19 protein-coding genes are annotated in these 18,152 nt (G+C 70.9%); 7 read left to right on the top strand and 12 right to left on the bottom strand.

Features of this window, described 5'->3' with window-relative positions; translation table 11 throughout:
* Window positions 1–74: 74 nt before the first annotated feature.
* From ACTMVF_RS02155 to ACTMVF_RS02135, 5 genes are all read right to left on the bottom strand, one after another.
* Complete coding sequence (locus ACTMVF_RS02155) at window positions 75–1,571, bottom strand: FG-GAP repeat protein (protein ID WP_441269221.1); 1,497 nt, start codon at window positions 1,569–1,571, stop codon at window positions 75–77.
* A gap of 133 nt (window positions 1,572–1,704) precedes the next feature.
* A complete protein-coding gene (locus ACTMVF_RS02150; protein WP_441269220.1) occupies window positions 1,705–2,943 on the bottom strand; it encodes a sensor histidine kinase in 1,239 nt (412 codons plus the stop codon).
* Between the two features lie 123 nt (window positions 2,944–3,066).
* Window positions 3,067–5,271, bottom strand: a complete 2,205-nt coding sequence (locus tag ACTMVF_RS02145) for an MMPL family transporter (protein ID WP_441269219.1) — start codon at window positions 5,269–5,271, stop codon at window positions 3,067–3,069.
* A gap of 440 nt (window positions 5,272–5,711) precedes the next feature.
* Window positions 5,712–6,227, bottom strand: a complete 516-nt coding sequence (locus ACTMVF_RS02140) for a signal peptide protein (RefSeq protein ID WP_441269218.1) — start codon at window positions 6,225–6,227, stop codon at window positions 5,712–5,714.
* 333 nt (window positions 6,228–6,560) lie between these two features.
* Window positions 6,561–8,090: a glycosyl hydrolase family 28 protein gene (locus tag ACTMVF_RS02135; RefSeq protein ID WP_441269217.1), complete on the bottom strand. Its 1,530-nt coding sequence runs from the start codon at window positions 8,088–8,090 to the stop codon at window positions 6,561–6,563.
* 505 nt (window positions 8,091–8,595) lie between these two features.
* Here ACTMVF_RS02135 and ACTMVF_RS02130 point away from each other — a divergent pair.
* Window positions 8,596–8,820, top strand: a complete 225-nt coding sequence (locus ACTMVF_RS02130; protein WP_441269216.1) for a cold-shock protein — start codon at window positions 8,596–8,598, stop codon at window positions 8,818–8,820.
* A gap of 85 nt (window positions 8,821–8,905) precedes the next feature.
* Here the strand turns inward: ACTMVF_RS02130 and ACTMVF_RS02125 are convergent, their stop codons facing one another.
* Window positions 8,906–9,547 carry a lytic polysaccharide monooxygenase auxiliary activity family 9 protein gene (locus ACTMVF_RS02125; RefSeq protein ID WP_441269215.1) on the bottom strand — a complete coding sequence of 214 codons (642 nt, stop codon included), beginning with the start codon at window positions 9,545–9,547 and terminating at the stop codon, window positions 8,906–8,908.
* Between the two features lie 224 nt (window positions 9,548–9,771).
* On the opposite strand from ACTMVF_RS02125, the gene ACTMVF_RS02120 reads away from it, so the two are divergent.
* Window positions 9,772–10,188 carry a hypothetical protein gene (locus ACTMVF_RS02120; RefSeq protein WP_441269214.1) on the top strand — a complete coding sequence of 139 codons (417 nt, stop codon included), beginning with the start codon at window positions 9,772–9,774 and terminating at the stop codon, window positions 10,186–10,188.
* A gap of 93 nt (window positions 10,189–10,281) precedes the next feature.
* Here the strand turns inward: ACTMVF_RS02120 and ACTMVF_RS02115 are convergent, their stop codons facing one another.
* The 3 genes from ACTMVF_RS02115 to ACTMVF_RS02105 form a co-directional block, all read right to left on the bottom strand.
* Window positions 10,282–10,773: an RNA polymerase sigma factor gene (locus ACTMVF_RS02115; protein WP_441269213.1), complete on the bottom strand. Its 492-nt coding sequence runs from the start codon at window positions 10,771–10,773 to the stop codon at window positions 10,282–10,284.
* Between the two features lie 136 nt (window positions 10,774–10,909).
* Window positions 10,910–11,557 (bottom strand): class F sortase, encoded by a 648-nt coding sequence (locus tag ACTMVF_RS02110; protein WP_441269212.1) that lies wholly within the window; start codon window positions 11,555–11,557, stop codon window positions 10,910–10,912.
* Window positions 11,554–11,949 (bottom strand): sortase-dependent protein, encoded by a 396-nt coding sequence (locus tag ACTMVF_RS02105; protein ID WP_441269211.1) that lies wholly within the window; start codon window positions 11,947–11,949, stop codon window positions 11,554–11,556. Before ACTMVF_RS02105 ends, ACTMVF_RS02110 begins: the two co-directional genes overlap by 4 nt.
* A gap of 310 nt (window positions 11,950–12,259) precedes the next feature.
* Between ACTMVF_RS02105 and ACTMVF_RS02100 the strand changes: the two genes are divergently transcribed.
* The 4 genes from ACTMVF_RS02100 (at window position 12,260) to ACTMVF_RS02085 (ending at window position 15,306) form a co-directional block, all read left to right on the top strand.
* Window positions 12,260–13,894, top strand: a complete 1,635-nt coding sequence (locus ACTMVF_RS02100; RefSeq protein ID WP_441269210.1) for a carbohydrate-binding protein — start codon at window positions 12,260–12,262, stop codon at window positions 13,892–13,894.
* A gap of 226 nt (window positions 13,895–14,120) precedes the next feature.
* Entirely contained in the window at window positions 14,121–14,597 is a 477-nt protein-coding gene (locus tag ACTMVF_RS02095; protein ID WP_441269209.1) for a VOC family protein, read from the top strand.
* A gap of 70 nt (window positions 14,598–14,667) precedes the next feature.
* Entirely contained in the window at window positions 14,668–15,030 is a 363-nt protein-coding gene (locus ACTMVF_RS02090) for a DUF6479 family protein (RefSeq protein WP_441269208.1), read from the top strand.
* 87 nt (window positions 15,031–15,117) lie between these two features.
* Window positions 15,118–15,306 carry a hypothetical protein gene (locus ACTMVF_RS02085; protein ID WP_441269207.1) on the top strand — a complete coding sequence of 63 codons (189 nt, stop codon included), beginning with the start codon at window positions 15,118–15,120 and terminating at the stop codon, window positions 15,304–15,306.
* On the opposite strand, the gene ACTMVF_RS02080 is transcribed toward ACTMVF_RS02085, so the two are convergent.
* Window positions 15,266–15,856 carry a DUF7144 family membrane protein gene (locus tag ACTMVF_RS02080; protein WP_441269206.1) on the bottom strand — a complete coding sequence of 197 codons (591 nt, stop codon included), beginning with the start codon at window positions 15,854–15,856 and terminating at the stop codon, window positions 15,266–15,268. The two genes, ACTMVF_RS02085 and ACTMVF_RS02080, sit on opposite strands and share 41 nt — an antisense overlap.
* A 210-nt stretch (window positions 15,857–16,066) precedes the next feature.
* Here ACTMVF_RS02080 and ACTMVF_RS02075 point away from each other — a divergent pair, with 210 nt between their 5' ends.
* Window positions 16,067–16,531 (top strand): FxLYD domain-containing protein, encoded by a 465-nt coding sequence (locus tag ACTMVF_RS02075; RefSeq protein WP_441269205.1) that lies wholly within the window; start codon window positions 16,067–16,069, stop codon window positions 16,529–16,531.
* A 245-nt stretch (window positions 16,532–16,776) separates the two neighbouring features.
* Here ACTMVF_RS02075 and ACTMVF_RS02070 read toward each other — a convergent pair whose 3' ends face one another.
* Window positions 16,777–17,700 carry a carboxypeptidase regulatory-like domain-containing protein gene (locus ACTMVF_RS02070; RefSeq protein ID WP_441269204.1) on the bottom strand — a complete coding sequence of 308 codons (924 nt, stop codon included), beginning with the start codon at window positions 17,698–17,700 and terminating at the stop codon, window positions 16,777–16,779.
* 152 nt (window positions 17,701–17,852) lie between these two features.
* A complete protein-coding gene (locus tag ACTMVF_RS02065) occupies window positions 17,853–18,149 on the bottom strand; it encodes a hypothetical protein (RefSeq protein ID WP_441269203.1) in 297 nt (98 codons plus the stop codon).
* Window positions 18,150–18,152: the final 3 nt, after the last annotated feature.

The raw sequence follows: 18,152 nt of genomic DNA, 5'->3' as shown, positions 1-18,152 counted from the left end.
TGAAGAGGGCCGCGCGGCATCGTGGGGGCGCCCGGCGCATTGCCGGACGCCCCCACGCGCCTTTCAACCGGGACTCAGCTGCCCAGGACCGAGCCGAACTCGGCGTTCGGGTAGGTGAAGCCGAAGGCCCTTTCGCTGAAGGAGGTCGCGCCGGTCGTCGTCAGTCCGGTGGCCGAGCCGCGCAGCACCCAGTCACCGCCGTCCCGCGTCGACCCGGCGAAGACGTCCTCGCCCTTACCCGCGATCGCCACGTCGGCCGCGCCGTTGCCGTCGACGTCGGCGATCCGCACGGCGGAACCGAACCAGTCCTCCGCCTCGGCGGCGCCGGGCACACCGCTGGTGGTCTGGTAGAACGCCTGCGCTCCGGTGCCGGTCAGGCCGGTCGCCGTGCCCTTGAGCAGGGCCACACCGCCGGTCTGCGACACGGTGCCGACCGCCTCGCCGGGCACGCCGACCGCCACATCCGCGTAGCCGTCGCCCGTGACGTCGCCGACGGCGAGGGACGCGCCGAAGTTGTCGCCGGGCTCGTTCGAACCGGGGACGCCGGCGGTGTTCTGGTCGAGGGTGGCGGTGCGGTGGGCGCCGAGGCCCTCCGGGCTGCCGTAGCGGACGTGGACGAAGCCCGCGGCGTCCGAGTACTCGCCCGTGCCGGCCGCCGACGCGGGGATGTGGCCGGTGACGAGGTCGGCGTAGCCGTCGTGGTCGACGTCGCCCGCGGCGGCCGCGACGGTGGGAGCCTCGGTCGCGTCCGCGGTGCCGGAGGCCGGGTCGGTCACCCAGACCTCGTCGAGGCTGTCGGCGCCCCAGGTGTGGACGCCGGTGTGCTGGCAGCCGCCCGTGGTGCCGTCGCAGTTCTCGGGACCGGTGACGACGAGCTGGGCGCGCCCGGCGCCCGTGAAGTCTCCGGCGGTGAGGATGCGGGGCTCGATGTAGGAGGAGAAGTACTTGGAGTACCGGGCGTCGGTCGGCGCCGTACGGCCGGCCAAGTCGTCGTACACCCACAGCCTGTTGCGGCTGAGCGCGGCGAGCTGCGGGGTGCCGTCGCCGTCGAGGTCGGCGACGACGACCTTCTTGCCGAAGTCCTTCTCGGCGTCCCACTGGCTGGTGGCGAGCGGGCTGGCGATCGTGATGCCGTCGCCGCTCAAGCCGTTCGCACCGCCCCACAGGACGGTGAGGGTGCCGTAGGAACTGCCGTTGGGCACCCGCTCGCCGGGCGCGCCGACGACCAGGTCGGTGTACCCGTCGCCGTCCAGGTCGCCGGTGGCGTAGGTGCTGCCGAAGAGTTCGTTGGACATGGCGTCACCCGGGACGCCGGGGGAGTTCTGGGTGAAGGTCGCCGAACGGGCGGGGGACACGCCGCCGGCGGAGCCGTAGAGGACGGTGACCGAACCGGCGGCCGGGTAGCTGCCGACGGGGGCTCCGGGAGTGGCCACGACGAGGTCGGCGACACCGTCGCCGTTGAAGTCGTCGGCCTTGGGGGTGACCGCGCTCGCCGTGGGGACGAGGGCGAGGGACAGGCCCGCGGCCGCCGCGGCGACGGCCACGGCGACGGACATGGTGCGTAGGCGCAAGACTGCTCCAGTTTCGGAGGACAGAGGTAGGCGTGGGGGGCCGTGTACATGACGCTCAAGGGGAGCCAAGGGTTGTACACGGACGGACACGCGTTCGGGCAGACCTCGACCGCCCGCTCACAGCCCCTCCGGGTCAGGGGGTTCCCTCTTCTTCGGCGGCGTGCGGGTGCAGGGGAAGTGCCGTGGAGACTTCGAAGCCGCCTTCGGGGCGGTGACCGGCGCAGAGTTCGCCGCCGATGGAGCGGGCGCGTTCGCGCATACCCATGACGCCGAAGCCCGGGCCCGGCGCGGCCTCAGAGGCTGCGAGGGCCGCGGGGCCGTCGTTGCTGACCGTGATCATCAGGCGGGAGCCGGAGTACTCGAGCCGTACGTGCGCGGTTTCCGCGGCGGCGTGCTTGGTGACGTTGGTGAGCGCCTCCTGCACGATCCGGAACGCGGTCAGGTCGACGCCCGGTGACAGGGGCTGCGGCTCCCCTTCGGTGGCGACCGTGACCGTGAGTCCCGCGGACTGGCACGCCGAGACCAGTTCGGGCAGGCGGGCGAGGCCCGGCGACGGCTCCAGTGGGGTGGAGGCCGGGTCGTCGTTCTGCCGCAGCAGCCCGAGCGTGGCCTTCAGCTCGCGCAGCGCCGAGGAGGTGGTGCCGGTCAGATCCGTGAGGATCTTCTTGGTCTGCGGCGGGTTGTCGAGCGCGAGGTGCGCGGCCGTACCGGCCTGGGCGTTGGCCAGGGCCAGGTGGTGGGCGACGACGTCGTGCAGCTCGCGGGCGATACGCATGCGCTCTTCGGTGACGCGTAGACGGGCCTCCTCCTCCCGGGTGCGCTCGGCGTGCTCGGCGCGGGCCTGCACGGCCTGGAGGTAGGCGCGCCGCAGCCGCGTCATGTTGCCGGCGGCGAGGGGCAGCAGCAGCCAGAAGAACGGGCCGATCGTCCTGAGCAGCAGCGACACGTGGTCCATGGAGTCGGAGATCGCCGCAGCGACGGTCACCGCCACCATGGTGGCGACGCCGTAGGCACGGGTGGTGCCGCGGTCGGTGAGGGTGGCCAGCCAGTACAGCGCCGCCATGACGGGTGCCAGCAGCAGCGGCGTGAGCAGGTATCCCAGCCCGATCACCGCCGTGGTGCAGGCCGCGTTCACGACGACGGCGGCGCGCGGGTGGGTGCGGTGCTTCAGCAGGGCGAGGCAGGCCACGCCCAGGAGGACGGAGGCCGTCCTGTCCTGGTCCGGCGGGTCGGCACCGGGCAGGGTGAGCATGCCACCGAGGGTGGCGCCGCCCATCAGCGCCATGACCAGTGCCAGGTCGACGACGAAGGGGTGACGGCCCGCGAACTCGTCGAGGCGGTCCGCGTAACGCCGCTCCGGGCTGGTGCTCATCGTGCTCTCCGGCTCTCCGGTCGGTGGGCTGGGTCCATGGTGGACATCTCCTGGGACGAACGGCCGACGGGACCGCCCGTGTCCTTCGTCACGGGCGGTCCCGGTGGGGGGAGGGCGGCCGGGTCAGGTGCGCGCCGGTTCCAGGTCGGCGGGTACGGAATCCGGGGTCTCGGACCGTTGGCTCAGCGCCTCGCCCTCCACATCCACCCGGGGCAGGATCCGGTCCAGCCACTTCGGCAGCCACCAGGCCCGGTCGCCGAGCAGGGCGAGGACGGCCGGCACGATCGCCATCCGTACGACGAAGGCGTCGAGGAGCACGGCGGATGCGAGGCCGAACCCGATCATCTTGATCATGGAGTCGCTCTCCCCGATGAACCCGGCGAAGACCGCGATCATGATCAGGGCGGCGGCCACGACCACGCGGGCGCTGTGCCGGAAGCCGGACGTGACCGCCTGCTCGGCCGACTCGCCATGGACGTACGCCTCCCGCATCCGGGAGACGAGGAAGACCTCGTAGTCCATGGCGAGCCCGAAGACGATGCCCACCAGGAAGATCGGCATCAGGCTCATGATCGGCCCGGTCTGCTCCACGCCCAGCAGCTCGGCGCCGTGCCCCTGCTGGAAGACCACGACGACCGCGCCGAGGGAGGCCAGCACCGACAGCAGGAACCCGAGCGCCGCCTTCAACGGGACGAGCAGCGACCGGAAGACCACCAGCAGCAGGACGATCGCGAGCCCCACCACGACGATCAGATACGGCACCAGCGCGGCCTGCACCTTGTCGGCGATGTCGATGTTCATCGCGGTGGTGCCGGTGACCTCGAAGGTCGCCCCGGTCCCGGCCTCGATCCCGCTCCGCTCGTCCCGGATGGTGGTCACCAGGTCCTTGGTCTTCTCGTCGGTCGGCGCGGTGGAGGGCACGACCGAGAAGACGGCGGTGTCACCGGCGTCGTTGAAGCGCGCCGGGGAGACGGACACGACCCCCTCCGTGCCGCCGATCTCCTCGGCGACGGTCGTGACTGCGCCCTTCGGATCCGCGTCGCCCTTGGCGTCCACGACGACGGTCAACGGCCCGTTGAAACCCGGCCCGAAGGCCTCGGCGAGCGCGTCGTAGGCCCGGCGTTCGGTGGTGGAGGTCGACTTGGCCTCGTCGCCGGGCATGCCCAGCTGAAGCTCCGTCATCGGCAGTGCGAGCGCGCCGAGACCCACGACGCCGAGCAGCAGCACGGGCAGGGGCCGGCGCAGCACGAACCGCGCCCAGCGGGTACCACCGTTGTCGTCACGGGTTTCCTCTGTACGGCCGCGCTTGCGGGCCCGCCGCGGCAGCACGGCGTTCGGCCAGAACCCGAGGAAGGCAGGTACCAGCGTCAGCGCGATGAACACGGCGACGACGACCGCGCCCGCCGCGGCCAGCCCCATCTTGGTGAGCATCGGAATCCCGACGACCGAGAGCCCGGCGAGCGCGATGACGACGGTGAGCCCGGCGAACACGACCGCCGACCCGGCCGTACCGACGGCCATCCCGGCCGCCTCCTGCGGCGTACGGCCCTTGGCCCACTCCTCCCGATACCGCGAGACGACGAACAGGGCGTAGTCGATGCCGACCGCGAGGCCCAGCATCATGGCGAGGGTGCCGGTCGTGGTGGACAGGCCGAGGGCGTCGGACAGGGCGAGGATCGTGGCCATGCTGACGCCGACGCCGATGACGGCCGTCAGGAGGGGCAGTCCGGCGGCGAGGAGGGACCCGAAGGTGACGAGGAGTACGACGGCGGCGATCGCGATGCCGATGACCTCGGCGGCGCCGCCCGCACCGCCCCCGTCGTCCATCGCACTGCCGCCGGCCTCGACGGTCAGCCCGGTGTCGCGGGCGTCGTCGAGACTCTTCTGCAGCTGCGCCTTACTGGCGTCGGTGAGGTCGTTGGCACCGACCTTGTAGGTGACGGTCGCGTACGCCGTCGTCCCGTCCTCGCTGACCGCCTTCGCCTGGAACGGGTCGACGACGGACGCCACCTGCGTGCCGTCGCCCAGCCCGGCCACGGCCTCCTCGACGGCCTTCTTGTTCTCGGCGGCCGTCACCTTCTCGCCGCCCGGCGCGACGAACACGACCCGCGCGGTGGCGCCGTCGGCCGTCGCACCCGGGAAGCGCTCCTCCATCAGGTCGAACGCCTTCTGCGACTCGATGCCCGGCATGGAGAACTCCTCGTCGGAGGCTCCCGGCGCCTTCAGGGCACCCAGGCCGACGGCGGCCAGGACGGCCGCCCAGACCAGGGCGACGTACCAGCGCCGCCGGAAGGCCAGACGGCCCACGCGATAAAGGAAAGTAGCCACGGCAGGGGGTCTCCACATCTGGGACTCGAACGTCTGCCCAGGCTGTCCGGAGCGGGGGTGCCCTGTCGTCGTGCGGCTGCCGACAATCCGGGCTACTGAGAACGCAGTACGGACCGGGGTGCAGGTCCACCGCGGGGACTATGGGGGCGCTGCCTTCTCACCGCAGGAGGCGGCCTCCAGCAAGGTCGCGGCAACTGTGACCCCGCGAGTCGAGGTCGCCGACCTCCAGCCCGTCGGCAGTCATCCCTGCCCGTCACCGCACCGCCCGGCCGGGCTGGTCTGGGAGCAGAACGGAACGGGCCTTGGAAGCCGCAGGCTTCTCAGTGGCCGCCAGGGTGCCAAGGTGAACGGGCGGCCACCAACCGTGGTGGCCGCCCGTGCGTTGTGGTGGCGTCCGCGCCCTGGACCGGTCTCCGGCCGAAGGCACCGCCAGTCCGGGATCAGTCGAAGAGTGCCACCCTCGGATGCACCGTGCCCTCGGCCTCCGGGTCGAGGACGGTGATCCGGTATGCCTCGGTGAGGGCGTCCCCCGCGTGCAGCGTGCGCTGGGCGGTGGTGAGGTCGGTGAACAGGGTGCCGGTCTGGGTGCCGAGGTTCACGGGCTCCCAGCAGCCGGTGGCGGTGCGCCGCTCGACCCGGATGTCCGAGGGGTCCAGGAACGGCCCGGCGTCCGGGGACTCCACCAGGAGCTGCGGCGCTACCGTGCGATCCGCCGACGATTCGTTGCGGTAGGTGACCGTGACCTCGTGACTGGCGTCGTCGGCGACGAGGGCGCTCGTGGGCAGGTCCACGAACTCGGTCGGTATGGCGGGCGTCCGGCTGGGCAGGGCCGTGGACGTCGCTGTGGGGGTGGTCTGGGGCGTGGCTGCCGCGGCTGGTCCTGCCGTGGCGAGGCCGGCGAGCGCCACCATGAGGGCCAGGGCGGCGACCCTGGGGCGGCTGTTCTTCAATGACACGTTCGCTGATCCTTCGGATTCGCTTCGGTGACTCGGGTGACTGGTGTTCCCCCCGCCCATGGCCAACGACCAGGGACATCAGCAAGATTACTCAGGGCACTGGAGATGGCACCGGGTGCCCGGCGGATTGACCGAACGGCCGAGGGCGGTGGCCCGGATCCCCGGCCGGTCCCGGCCGAACGGCCGCGGCGGGCAACGCGATTGCCGGTCGCGGCCGGTGCGGCCCGACGTGTTCACGTCGTTGCTCGTGACGTCCGTCGTCGTCCACGGGCCCACCGAACCAAGGCAGTTCGCGGGCGAGCGCAACCCCACTCGCCCGCGATCCGCCAAGGGTCACAGAGCCGCGGCCTCCTCGGTGGTCAGGAAGCGCAGGTTCTGCACGTACTCGTTGACCAGCATGGGCACGCCGTCGGAGGCCAGGTACCACCTCGGCTTGCCCGTGCTGTCGGCGATCACGCGGCCGTTGACGCGCAGGTTCTCGAAGGTGACGTCCTTGACGAGACGGTCCTCGCCGAGGCCCATCATCACCGAGAGGTCGGCGTTCTTGCCGTTGTAGCTGAGGTCCTTGACGTAGACGGACTCGATGCCGCGGCCGGGCGAGGTGTTGTACTTCGGGTTGTACTCGACCCGCATGTGGATGAGCTGGCCCCAGCGGAAGTCCTCCACCCGGATGTTGTCGAACTTCACGTCCCGGACGAGGTTGCTGTCGCCGACCATGAACGCGATGGCGCCCTGGTAGGTCACCTGCGGCTCACGGTGGTCGAGGATGTCGATGTTCTCGAAGGTCAGGTTCTCCAGCATCTCGGGGGTGTCCGAGTTGCCGTGCACGCCGATGTTGATCGGGTGGGCGACGTCGGCCCACAGGCTGCAGTTCTTGACGGTGATGTTGCGGGTGTCGCCGTAGAAGTCCCAGCGGTGGGTGTAGAGAGCGACGCTGTCGTCGGACGTACGCAGGAAGCAGCCGTCGATGGTGACGTTCTCGGAGCAGTAGAGCTGGATGCCGTCGCCCCAGCCCTGGTGGCTGAAGGCGCGCAGGTTCTTGATGGTGAGGTTCTGCGATTCGGCGACCCGGACGTTCTCGTAGCGGGGGTTGAGGATCGTGACGCCGTCGATGGTGACGTTCTCGGTCTTGCGGAGGAAGAGCGCCCCGTTCGGGGAGTTGTAGAGCACGCCGCGGCCGGTCAGCCGGGAGTTCTCCACGTTCTCGAAGATCACCTGTGAGGTGAGGACGGCGCCGGGGGCCAGATAGACGGTGGTGCCGCTGGGCACCTTCAGCAACCGGTCGGAGGTGGTGTGCAGACCGGGCCCGAAGTACATGACGTGCTTGTCGCCCTCGGCGGGCGGGTTCTGCTCGAGCGGGTTCGCGAACAGGTGCAGGCAGTCGAAGATCTTGTCGTCGACCTGGACGACGACGTTGCGGGGCCGGTCCAGGGTGAAACGCGCGGTGCTGCCGAGCACCTCGGGCTTGATGCCGTACGAGTCCGGGCGGACGCGGAACTTCTCGGCGCTGCCGGGGTTGTAGGTGACCTCGACCTCGACGAGGCCGGAGAAGTCGAAGGCGGCCCAGGAGGAGCTCTGCGCCCTGTTGCTGCCGGTGCCGGGGTCGATGAGCGCGAGCCTGGCCAGGTAGACGTCGAGTCTCTGCCAACTGCCGCCGGCGGCCCGGACCTTGACGGTGAAGGCGTTGTTGACCGGGACGGACGGCAGCGTCGGGTGGATGACAACGATGTCCCCGCCATTCTCGTCCCCGGCGGTGGCGGAGGTGGCCGCGTTCGCCGTACCGGCGAGGCTGTTCGCGAGACCGGCGGCCGCGAGGACTCCGGCGGCCTGGAGGGTGGATCGGCGGGAGAGGGGTGAGGTCATGAGGACTCCTCGGTGATGGCAACCGGTTGCCGAGATGAGGCGGGCCCGATCTTGTGGCCGTATGGGAGGCCTGGTCAAGGTCTACGACCGGTTTTCGAAACAATCGGGGAGCCGGTCCGACCCGCCGTGTGGCAACCGGTTGCCGCGACTCCTCAGCCGGAAGCGCGAGTTCTGCCCCGACCGACACGAGCACCGACACGACCACCGCCGCGGGGCCTTTCGCGAAACCCGACACCGACGTACGCCGAAGTAACGGAAGTACGCCGGAAGTACGCCGGCCCCAATACGCCTGCCGGAAGTACGAAGCGCTCACGGTCGAGGGCCTGGCGATCCGGCCGGACGTCCCGCAGCCGACCCGGCTCCGGTTCGCGGCGAGGCCACCGGGGACGGCTGCTGCACCAGCCAGGCCACCGAAGCGGACTCGGCGCCCGCCGCGGCGGGCTGCGCCTGCGGCTGACCAGGGCGCCCGGCACGCCGGCGCGGACGGCGACGTAGGGTCTGGTTCATGGTGACTGCGACGGTCCGCGAGTGGCACGAAGAGGAAGGGTGGGGCGTACTCGACTCCCCGGAAACGCCCGGCGGTTGCTGGGGGCACTTCTCCGCCGTCCAGATGGACGGGTTCGCCACGCTGTCGCCCGGACAGAAGGTGGACCTCACCTGGGAGGCCCCTGGCTTCTCCCAGGACGGGTACGACTACCGCGCCGTGAGCATCACGCCTCAGCAACCCTGAACAAGCGGACCGCAACGCCGTACGGCGCGGTTCCCACCGGACGCACCGCATCCGATGGGAACCGCCGGCTCCGGACACCCACGGCTCAGCCGAAGTTCACATCGCTGCACAGGAAGTACGTCTGGTCCATGTGTGACGCCTGCCAGATGGTGTAGACGACGTGGCGGCCGCTGAGGCCGGAGGTGCTCACGTCGATCGAGTAGTTCTGGCTCGGGGCGTACTCCCCGGTGCGGGCGACCAGTTGGAGGTCGCTCCAGCGCAGCGGCTGAGTGGTGGGGTCGAAGCCCTGGCGGGTGACGTACACCAGGAAGTAGTCCGCGCCGTGGCTGGCCTGGTCGTAGAGCCGCACGGTGAAGTCGCTCGCCACGTCCGTCGTCTTCCAGGCGCCCACGGCGTCGAGCGAGTTGTAGCGTCCGCCTTCGGTCCGACCCCCGCTGCACAGCTGGCCGTCGGGGATGACCGCCTGGAAGTCGCCCGCCGAGCCGTTGCGGTACAGGCCGTTCCAGTTCCACATGGCGTTCGGGTTGTCCTGCCAGGCCTGCCAGCACATGGGGTCTTGCTGCTCCATGGCCGGGTTCTGGAAGTCGCTGCCCCAACGCAGCCAGCAGCCGTAGTTGCGGGACGCCGGGTCGACGACCGAACCGTGGGCGGCGGCCGTCCCGCTCCCGGGGATCAGACAGAGGAGCAGGGCGGCGAGCACGGTGAGGAGGAGCGCCGGGCGGGGCACGGGGCGCTGTGTGGGGGCAGGCGCGAGAGGGTGAGTGATGTGATCATGACAAGCTCGACGATGCAGCACGGTCTCCCTCTTTCAAGGTGGGGGGATGGGGGTGTGGGTGGCAGTGCGGGCTATGGGAGCGCTCCCATACCACACCCAGGCTGCGCCCCCACATACCCCCTCCGCAACGCCGGATCGCGCCACTTTCCCTCCCCTCGCCCGCCTACGACCGAGGCGTGCCCGTCTCCGTCGCCCTGACGCCCCCGGACGGATCCGGCGACGGTTCCGCCCCCTGCGACGTCGGTGTCGCCGACGGCGCGCCGGTCGGGGCCGCCGGACTGCTCGGCGTACGGGACTCGTCGGTCCGGGAGTCCGTGGGCTCGGACGTGGCGGACTCGGACGGCACCGTCGGAGTCGGCGACGCCGATCGCGGCGACGACGCCGACGGTGTCGGGATCGCCGACGGGGCGGGAGGCGTCGTACGGCCGCTCGCGGGCGGAGGGGCGAGAGGGGGCGCGGGGGAGGTCGGTCCCTGCGAGGTCCCCAGGTGGAGCGGCAGCGCGACGAGCACCGCGACAGCGCAGGTCACGCCTGCCCCGATCGCCGTACGCACCAGTCGTCGGCGGGACGCCCTGCGGCGGATCGCCGCGTAGCTGCCAGGAGGTGGGGCGAGGTAGTCCGAGGACGGGCGGAGGATCACCGCGAGAGGGTCGTCGGGGGACAACTCCGGGCCGTCCGCTTCGTCGTCAAAGCGTGTGGTCAAGGCTTCTCCTCAGATGGACGCGAAGCAGTTCGCGGGCCGCGTGGAGGTCGGCCTTGACGGTCCCTTCCTTGCGCCCGGTCAGCACGGACACCTCCCGGATCGGCATGTCAGCGTAGTAGTGGAGGAGGATCGGGGTGCGCAGGCGTTCGGGGAGGGACTGGACCAGCAGGCGTACGGACGGGTCCGCCTGCTCCGTATGCGAGTTGACCGCCGCTTCGGTGGTGACCCGGTGCATCGCCCTGCGCTCCCGCTCCAGCTTGCGCCAGTGGTCCCGGACCAGGTTCGCCGCCGTGACGTAGAGGAAACCGCGCGGCTCCTCCACCCGGCTCCAACGGGCCCAGAGCCGGGTGAAGGCCTCGGAGGCGATCTCGTGGGCCGTCTCGTCGTCGTCGACGAGCCGGCGGCACCAGCCGGCGAGGCGCGGATAGAGGGCGGCGAACAGCTCGGACGCCGCCTTGTCTCGGGACCGTTTCAACGCTCTACAACGCTCTCCATGGTCGTGCGGAAGCCTGCACTGTCACTTGGGGGGATGCCGGACCGTGAGCCTGCGTTCCACGGGCCCGTCAGGGCTCGCAACCCTCAACTCGTCGTGGCCCTCAACTCGTCGGCCCTCAACTCGTCGTGGCCCTCAACTTCGCGAACACGATCACGTTGTCGCGGTACTCGTCCCCGGCCCGCGGCCCTCCGCAGGTGATCAGCCGCAGCTCCGGGCGGTCGACGTCCCCGTACACGTCGTCCGCCGGAAACTCCGCCTTGGCGACCGTCCGTACGGCACTGACCGCGAACTCCGCCGACGTGCCGTCCTGCCTGCGCGCCACGATCCGGTCGCCCCGGTGCAGCCGGGCCAGGTGGCGGAACACCCCGTCCCCGTGGGAGCCCACCGTGACATGGCCGAGGAGGACCGACGGGCCGACCTGCCCCGGCGTCGGCGAGTGCCGGTACCAGCCCGCCCGGTCGTCGGCCGTGATCGGCGGCACCTGCACGGTGCCGTCCGACGCCAGCCCCAGCCGGATGACCGGGGTGTCGACCTCGATCGCCGGGATCTGCAGCCTGACCGGCACCGAACGGCCAAGGGGATGCACCGAGTTCACGGATGGGGATGGCCGCGGAGTCGTCGCCGTGTCGGCCACGCCCCCGTCCGCACCCCTCGTCCGCCGGGAGTGCGCGCTCGCGGCCTGCCCCGCCTCGTGGCCGCCGCAGCCCACCAGCAGCGAGGCCATCGCCGCCGTGGCGAACGCGCGCCTGGACAGCGGCATCATGCGCCGTTCGTCCGCCGACGCCGTACGACGAAGGCCGTCGCGCCTCCGGCGAGGAGCACCGCGGCGGCTCCCCCGCCGATCAGCCCGCTCTGTCCGTTGCCGGAACCCGAAGCCGGCGCCGTGACTCCGGTGTCGGGCGCCCCCGACGGTACGACGGAGACCTGGCCGCCGTCCGGCGCGCGGGTCGGCTCGGCCGACGGCTCCGCGGGGGCGGGGGTCGCTTCCCGGGGCGGCTCGGTGGCGCTGGGCGTCGGAACGGCCGTCTCCGAGGGGACGGTGGCCGTGGGGCTGGGGGCCGCGGTCGGGGAAGCACTGTCGGCGAACGCGGGGGTGATGCCTGCCAGCAGGGCCGTGCAGGTCAGTGCCAGGGCGCTGAGGACGGTTCGACGCATTGAGTCGCTCGCTTTCGTCGGCCCGGCCGGTACTTGCGTACGGGGCGGGCTGGGTGACGGTCGAGCGGAGAGACGACGCGGCAGCGGGGCGGGTTGTAAAGAGAAGGCAAAGTCATGCGACGGGTCGACCTGCCCGACAGCCCGACCACCAGGCCCACCGTTGTTCATGGTCAGTTGTTCATGGTCGTGAATCTGAATCACGTACACATCTATTGACGCGTATGCGACAGGCCCATACGGTCCCGGACATCGAACCTTGAGAAAGCGCTTTCCCTATCTGCCACGACGTGTATCAGAAAGGGGTCAGCCCATGCACCCGCACCCGAGACGGAGTCTGCACCCGAGACGGCGCCCGCACCCGAGCCCCGTCAGGCGCACCACCCCCGCCCTGGCCTCCGCGGCCCTCCTCGCCACCACCCTCGTCGCGCTCGCCGGCACCACCGCCGAGGCCGCGACCACCCGCTACGAGGCCGAGACCTCGCCGGCGGTCTGCACCGGCACCATCGACTCCGACTGGGCCGGTTACTCCGGCACCGGATTCTGCAACGGCACCAACGCCACCGGCGCCTACGCCCAGTTCACGGTGAACGCCCCCGCGGCCGGCACCGCGACCCTGAACATCCGCTTCGCCAACGGCACCACCACCGCCCGCCCCGCCTCATTGATCGTCAACGGGACCACCGTCCAGACACCGTCCTTCGAGGGCACGGGCGCCTGGACGACCTGGACGACGAAGACGCTCACCGTCCCGGTCAACGCGGGCAGCAACACCATCCGGCTCAACCCGACCGCCTCCGGCGGCCTCCCCAACATCGACTACGCCGACGTGGTCACGAGCGACACGACCCCCGCGCCGACCGGCCCTGTCCTGTACGTGGCGCCGAACGGCACCGACGGCGCGGCCGGCACGCAGTCGGCGCCCACCACGCTCACCTCGGCGATCAGCCGTATCTCCGCGGGCGGCACGATCTACCTGCGCGGGGGGACGTACAACCAGTCCGCCACCGTCACCATCCCGGTGGGCAACAACGGCACGTCCAGTGCCCGTACGAAGCTGTCCGCCTACCCGGGCGAGACGCCGGTGCTGAACTTCTCGGCGCAGAGCGAGAGTTCGTCGAACCGCGGGCTTCAGGTGATGGGGTCGTACTGGCACGTCTCCGGCATCGTCGTCGAGCGGGCCGGTGACAACGGCATCTTCGTCGGCGGCAGCAACAACGTCATCGAGCGCACGGTGACCCGCTTCAACCGCGACACCGGGCTCCAGCTCGGCCGGATCGCCTCCTCCACCCCGACCAGCCAGTGGCCCTCCAACAACCTCGTCCTCAGCGCCGAGTCGCACGACAACGCCGACTCCGACGGCGAGGACGCCGACGGCTTCGCCGCGAAGCTGACCGTCGGCAGCGGCAACGTCTTCCGCTACGCCGTCGCGCACAACAACATCGACGACGGCTGGGACCTCTACACCTACTCCGACTACGACCCCATCGGCACGGTGACCGTCGAGGACTCCCTCTCCTACGAGAACGGCACCCTCAGCGACGGCTCGCAGGCCGGCAACGGCGACCGCAACGGCTACAAGCTCGGCGGCGAGGACGTTCCCATCAACCACGTCGTCCGGCGCAGTTTCGCCGTCGACAACGGCAAGCACGGGTTCACGTACAACAGCAACCCGGGATCGATGACCATCTCGAACAACGTGAGCATCGACAACACCGAACGCAACTTCAACTTCGACGCCGGCACGTCGGTGTTCCGCAACAACACCTCGTGCCGCGGCGGCAGCGGCACGAACGACCGGATCATCGGCGACTCCGACGGCTCCAACCAGTTCTGGTCGGGCACGAACGGCTCCCGGTGCTCCACGTACAGCGGCGCCCTTGGCTGGTCCTTCGCCTCGGACGGGCGTCTCGTGGTGACCTTCGGCGGCACCCGGGTCACACCGTGATCGGCGAGAGCGGGAGCTGACGCGGCTGCCGTTGCCTCCGGGGCATGTGCGCGGGACGCCGTGAAGTACGGCGTCCCGCGCTCCCTGAGCCGACGCAGCACTACCGCGCCCTCCGTGAACGGTCCTTCTCGTCGACGAGAGTCGACGAGAAGGAGGTGTGCACGGGCCGGCCGGGAATCATGGGGCCGGTGGTTCGAAGACTCGCAGACGTGAAGAGGAGCCGAACATGTCCGACGCGCCGGCCGCCGACGCACCCGCCGATCCCCCCGTACCCGATCCCCCCGTGCGCGAGCTTCGCCTGGTGGTCACGGCGGCCGACTACGACGAGGCGCTGCACTTCTACCGGGACGTGCTCGGCCTCCCCGAGCGTGCCGCGTTCGCCTCCCCCGACGGCCGGGTCACGATCCTCGACGCCGGCCGGGCCACGCTGGAGCTGACCGACCCGAATCACGCCGAGTTCATCGACGAGGTCGAGGTGGGCCGACGGGTGGCGGGCCATGTCCGGGTCGCCTTCCAGGTGGACGACTCCACGGCCACCACGGCCAGGCTGGCGGCAGCCGGAGCGGAGGTCCTCGCGGAACCCACCCGCACCCCCTGGAACTCCCTCAACTCACGCCTGGAAGGACCCGGCGCCCTCCAGCTGACGCTCTTCACGGAGCTGGACGGGCCGGATGACCCGGGCGACGCGGCGAAACGCGCGTAGACGGCGAAAGCGGACGCCAGTTTGACGCTTCCGGAGGAGCTTATTCGCCCGTTTCGGTGATAATTGGGGCATGAGTACGACGACGTTTGTACTAGCGGCCACGTCGAGTGAAGTACTCAACGTGATCGCCGCCTTTGCGGGTGGCCTGTTCATCGCCGGCGCCTTGATCTGGGCCGTGCAGCTCGGCATGCGGGTCCGTGACAAAGAGCTGCCCCGGCCTACGCCCGACGAGCAGCCGCACCTCCCCGACACCGGTCCGGTCCATGAGGAACGCGAGATGAGGGAGCCGGACGAAGTGCCGCACGCGGAGGGCAGGGAACGGCTCCTCCCGCACGAGCTGCACCACGCGAGCAGCAGGCGCAGCGAGGACCAGCACCGCAAGCGCTGGCTGCCCGGAAAGAGCGGGTCCTTCGGCGGGGGCGGTTACGGCTGAGCCTGGAAATCCAGGCGACGGGAGCCTCTGCCCGATGTCATCCTGCCCGGACCCGTACACGTGTAGGGGTCCGGGCAGGGGAGCGGATTGAGCAGACGACGCTACGTGGCCAGGGGTGTACCCGGCGGCTACCGCATCTGGGACAACCACGGCCGCCGTTTCTGGGGCAACCTCTACGAACTCTGCCCCGACGACCTGCTGACCGAGCTCAACGGCGGCAAGGACCCGACCCGGATCAGCGCCCTGCTGAGGCGCTACCGCGCGTTGAAGCGCTAGCGCCGGCCCTGGGGACGTCCGGTGCCGTGGCGAGCGCCAGGATCACGAAGAAGTCGACCCCCACCATGATCACCGACCACACCGGCGTGTACGGCAGGAACAGGAAGTGGAGCACCATGCTCAGGGACGCCACGAAGATGCCGGTGATCCGCGCCCACCAGGCGCCCTTGAGGATGCCGTAGCCGACGCAGGCGACCACGACACCGAGGGCGAGCAGGACCCAGCCCCAGGCCGTCAGGTTGATCGCGAAGACGTAGTCGCCGATACGGCCGTAGACGTCGTCCTCGGCGATCGCGGAGATGCCCTGGAGGATGGCCAGCAGACCGTTCACCAGCATCAGCACACCGGCGAAGACGAGCCCGCCGGTGGCCCAGCCGGGGGCGGGCTGATATCCGCCGGGGGCGGTGCCGGGTTCGGGCCCGGCCGAAGGCCAGGTCGCCTGGGATGCAGGCGTTCCAGCAAACCCCGGGGATCCCCGGGACCCAGCGGGGCTGTGCGCCGCATCGGTCGCGTGCGACGACGGCGACTGCGGCTGTTGCTGCTGGCTCATGGCTGCCGTACCCCACTTCTCGCGTGTTCCGCGATCGGGTTCTGCGGTCGGTACGACGATGGGTGGGCCCCGGGGCGGCCACCACGGGGGACGGGCCGATCGGGTGACGTCCGGACTCCTGGAGTGCCCCTGGAGCGCCCTGAAGTGCGGACAGCGGCGCACGGATCTTCACTGAGGGAACCGGACCGGAACCGACCCGCTGGAGGCGCCATGCCCGGTCACCGAACGCGGTGGAACACAACCGCGGTCCTCACGACCACCGCCACCGTGGCCGCCACCCTCACCCTGACGACCTCCTGCACCGATGACGACACACCCTCCTCGGTGGCCAGCAAGGCGGCATCGGCCTTCGCCTCGGCGACGGCGGAGGCGGGCCGCCGACTGGACGACATCAAGGGCGGCGTCGACGCCAAGGACGCGGTGAGCCTGGGCGATCCGAAGACCGACGCGGACGGCCGTACGACCGTGGAGGTCACGGCACAGAACACGACCGACTCGACGAAGTCCTTCGCCGCGCAGATCAACTTCCGCGACACGGACGGCAAGCTGCTGGACGCGACGGTGGTGACCGTGTCGGACGTGCCGCCGAGCGAGACCGCAAGGGCCACCGCACGCAGCACGCGTGACCTGGACGGCGAGGTGAGGACGGAGGTGGCCAGGGCGCTGCGCTACTGACCGGCGCATCCTCCACCGGGGTGAGTTGACCGCCTGGCTCAAGACGTACCCCAGCGAGGATGCAGGCATCGACGAGGCGTGGGTCGCGAGCAGCAGCCCGAACCCGCCGCCCAGCGCCGCGCCACCGTCACGAGCGACTGCCCCGACTGCCCACCCCGGCGGCCCTGGGTGTGCTGTGCGGACAGGGTTGGTGACGCGGGTAGGCCGCATCGGGGTGGCCCCGGCCATGAGCCGCCGGACAGCGCCTAAAGCGGTCCGCCCTCAGCGTCCGACACCGTGTCCGGCTGGGTGTCCGCCGAGCCCGTCACGATGATGTCGATCTGCTCGCTCGCCGCGCTGACCCCGTTGAACGTGGCCGTCGCCTGGAGGCGGCCCGGGCCGGGCGGGAGGGGATGGGACGGTACGCAGAACCATGTGCCGGCGGGCGCGGCAGTGGTCGAGCAGACCTCCTCCTCCTGCGCGTCGCGCACCGTGACCTGGGCTCCCGGGTAGGCCGACCCCGACATCTTCGGCAACGCGCCCAGCGGCACGCCCGACTGAGGGCGGGACAGGACCGGCGCGGGCAACCCGACCGTCACGGTGCAGGTGCCCTTCTGCCGCACCGTGCCGTCCGCGTCCCGCAGGACCAGGACGCAGTCCGGGAGCCGGGTGCCGGGCTCGGCGTTCGCGGGGACCGACAGGACGAAGGGGAACGTACGGCCCCTCCAGGTCGCCAGTGCCGACGGGTCAGACCCCGACTCGTCGGCCACCGAGTCGTCTGTTGCCGAGTCTTCCGTCGCCGACTCCTCTGCCGTCACCCCATCGGCTGCCGACCCCTCAGCCGCAGCAGGCGACCCCACAAAGGTGTACGTCCCGCTCATCCCGCCCAGAGCCACGGCCCCCCGGTACCCGCCCGCGGCGAACGACGTGCCCGTCACCCTCGTCTGCGCCGGCGCCGTCAGGGTCAGTACCGAGCCCTCGCCCAGCGGCGCCCCCTCGTAACCCCCGACCTCGACGATGCCCTCCCGCCCGGGCTCGATGGTCGCGGTCGCCCACAGGTCACGGCCGACCGAACGGGTCGGGCCTTCACCGCCGTAGGCCGTCCCGGCCACAGCGGCCATTCCGGCCGTGGTCAACACGCCCGCAGCGGCGAGCAAGCCAAAGATCGTCGTCTTCCAGGACCTGCTCATCGTCGGCGGAGCTCCTCACACGTACATCGGCGGCACCCCTGCCCGCGATTCTCGCGGCCCGCTCCGCGGGTGACGCGCGCTGTTCGGCCGTACGCGCCGCGCACCACCCGTCCGGGCGCCGACCCGTACGCCGCACACCGCCCTGTCTCAGGTCACTCGTCCGTCTCCGGCTCCGCATCCGGCTCCGGGTGCCGTACCGCCCTCCTCACGTCCTCCTCGACCTGGTTGCGCGCGGCGCCCTGTTCCTTCGCGTACTCGGTCACCGCGCTCTGGACGTCACGGGCGAGGTCGCGCCAGGCGCGCCAGGCGGTCTCGTACGTGTCGGTCTGGAGCTCGGTCCACGGGGTGTGGGCGGGGGGCCCGTAGTGGTCCCGTAGCTCCTCGACCCTGCTGTGTGCCTGGTCCGCCGCCCGCTGCATGGCGACCAGTTCGTCGAAGGTGCGTGCCACGCG

The organism is Streptomyces sp. SD31 (assembly GCF_052068475.1).
In the GTDB taxonomy this organism is placed as follows: domain Bacteria; phylum Actinomycetota; class Actinomycetes; order Streptomycetales; family Streptomycetaceae; genus Streptomyces.
The sequence above is the reverse complement of the archived record's forward strand: the minus strand, read 5'-3'. Positions and strand labels throughout refer to the sequence as shown.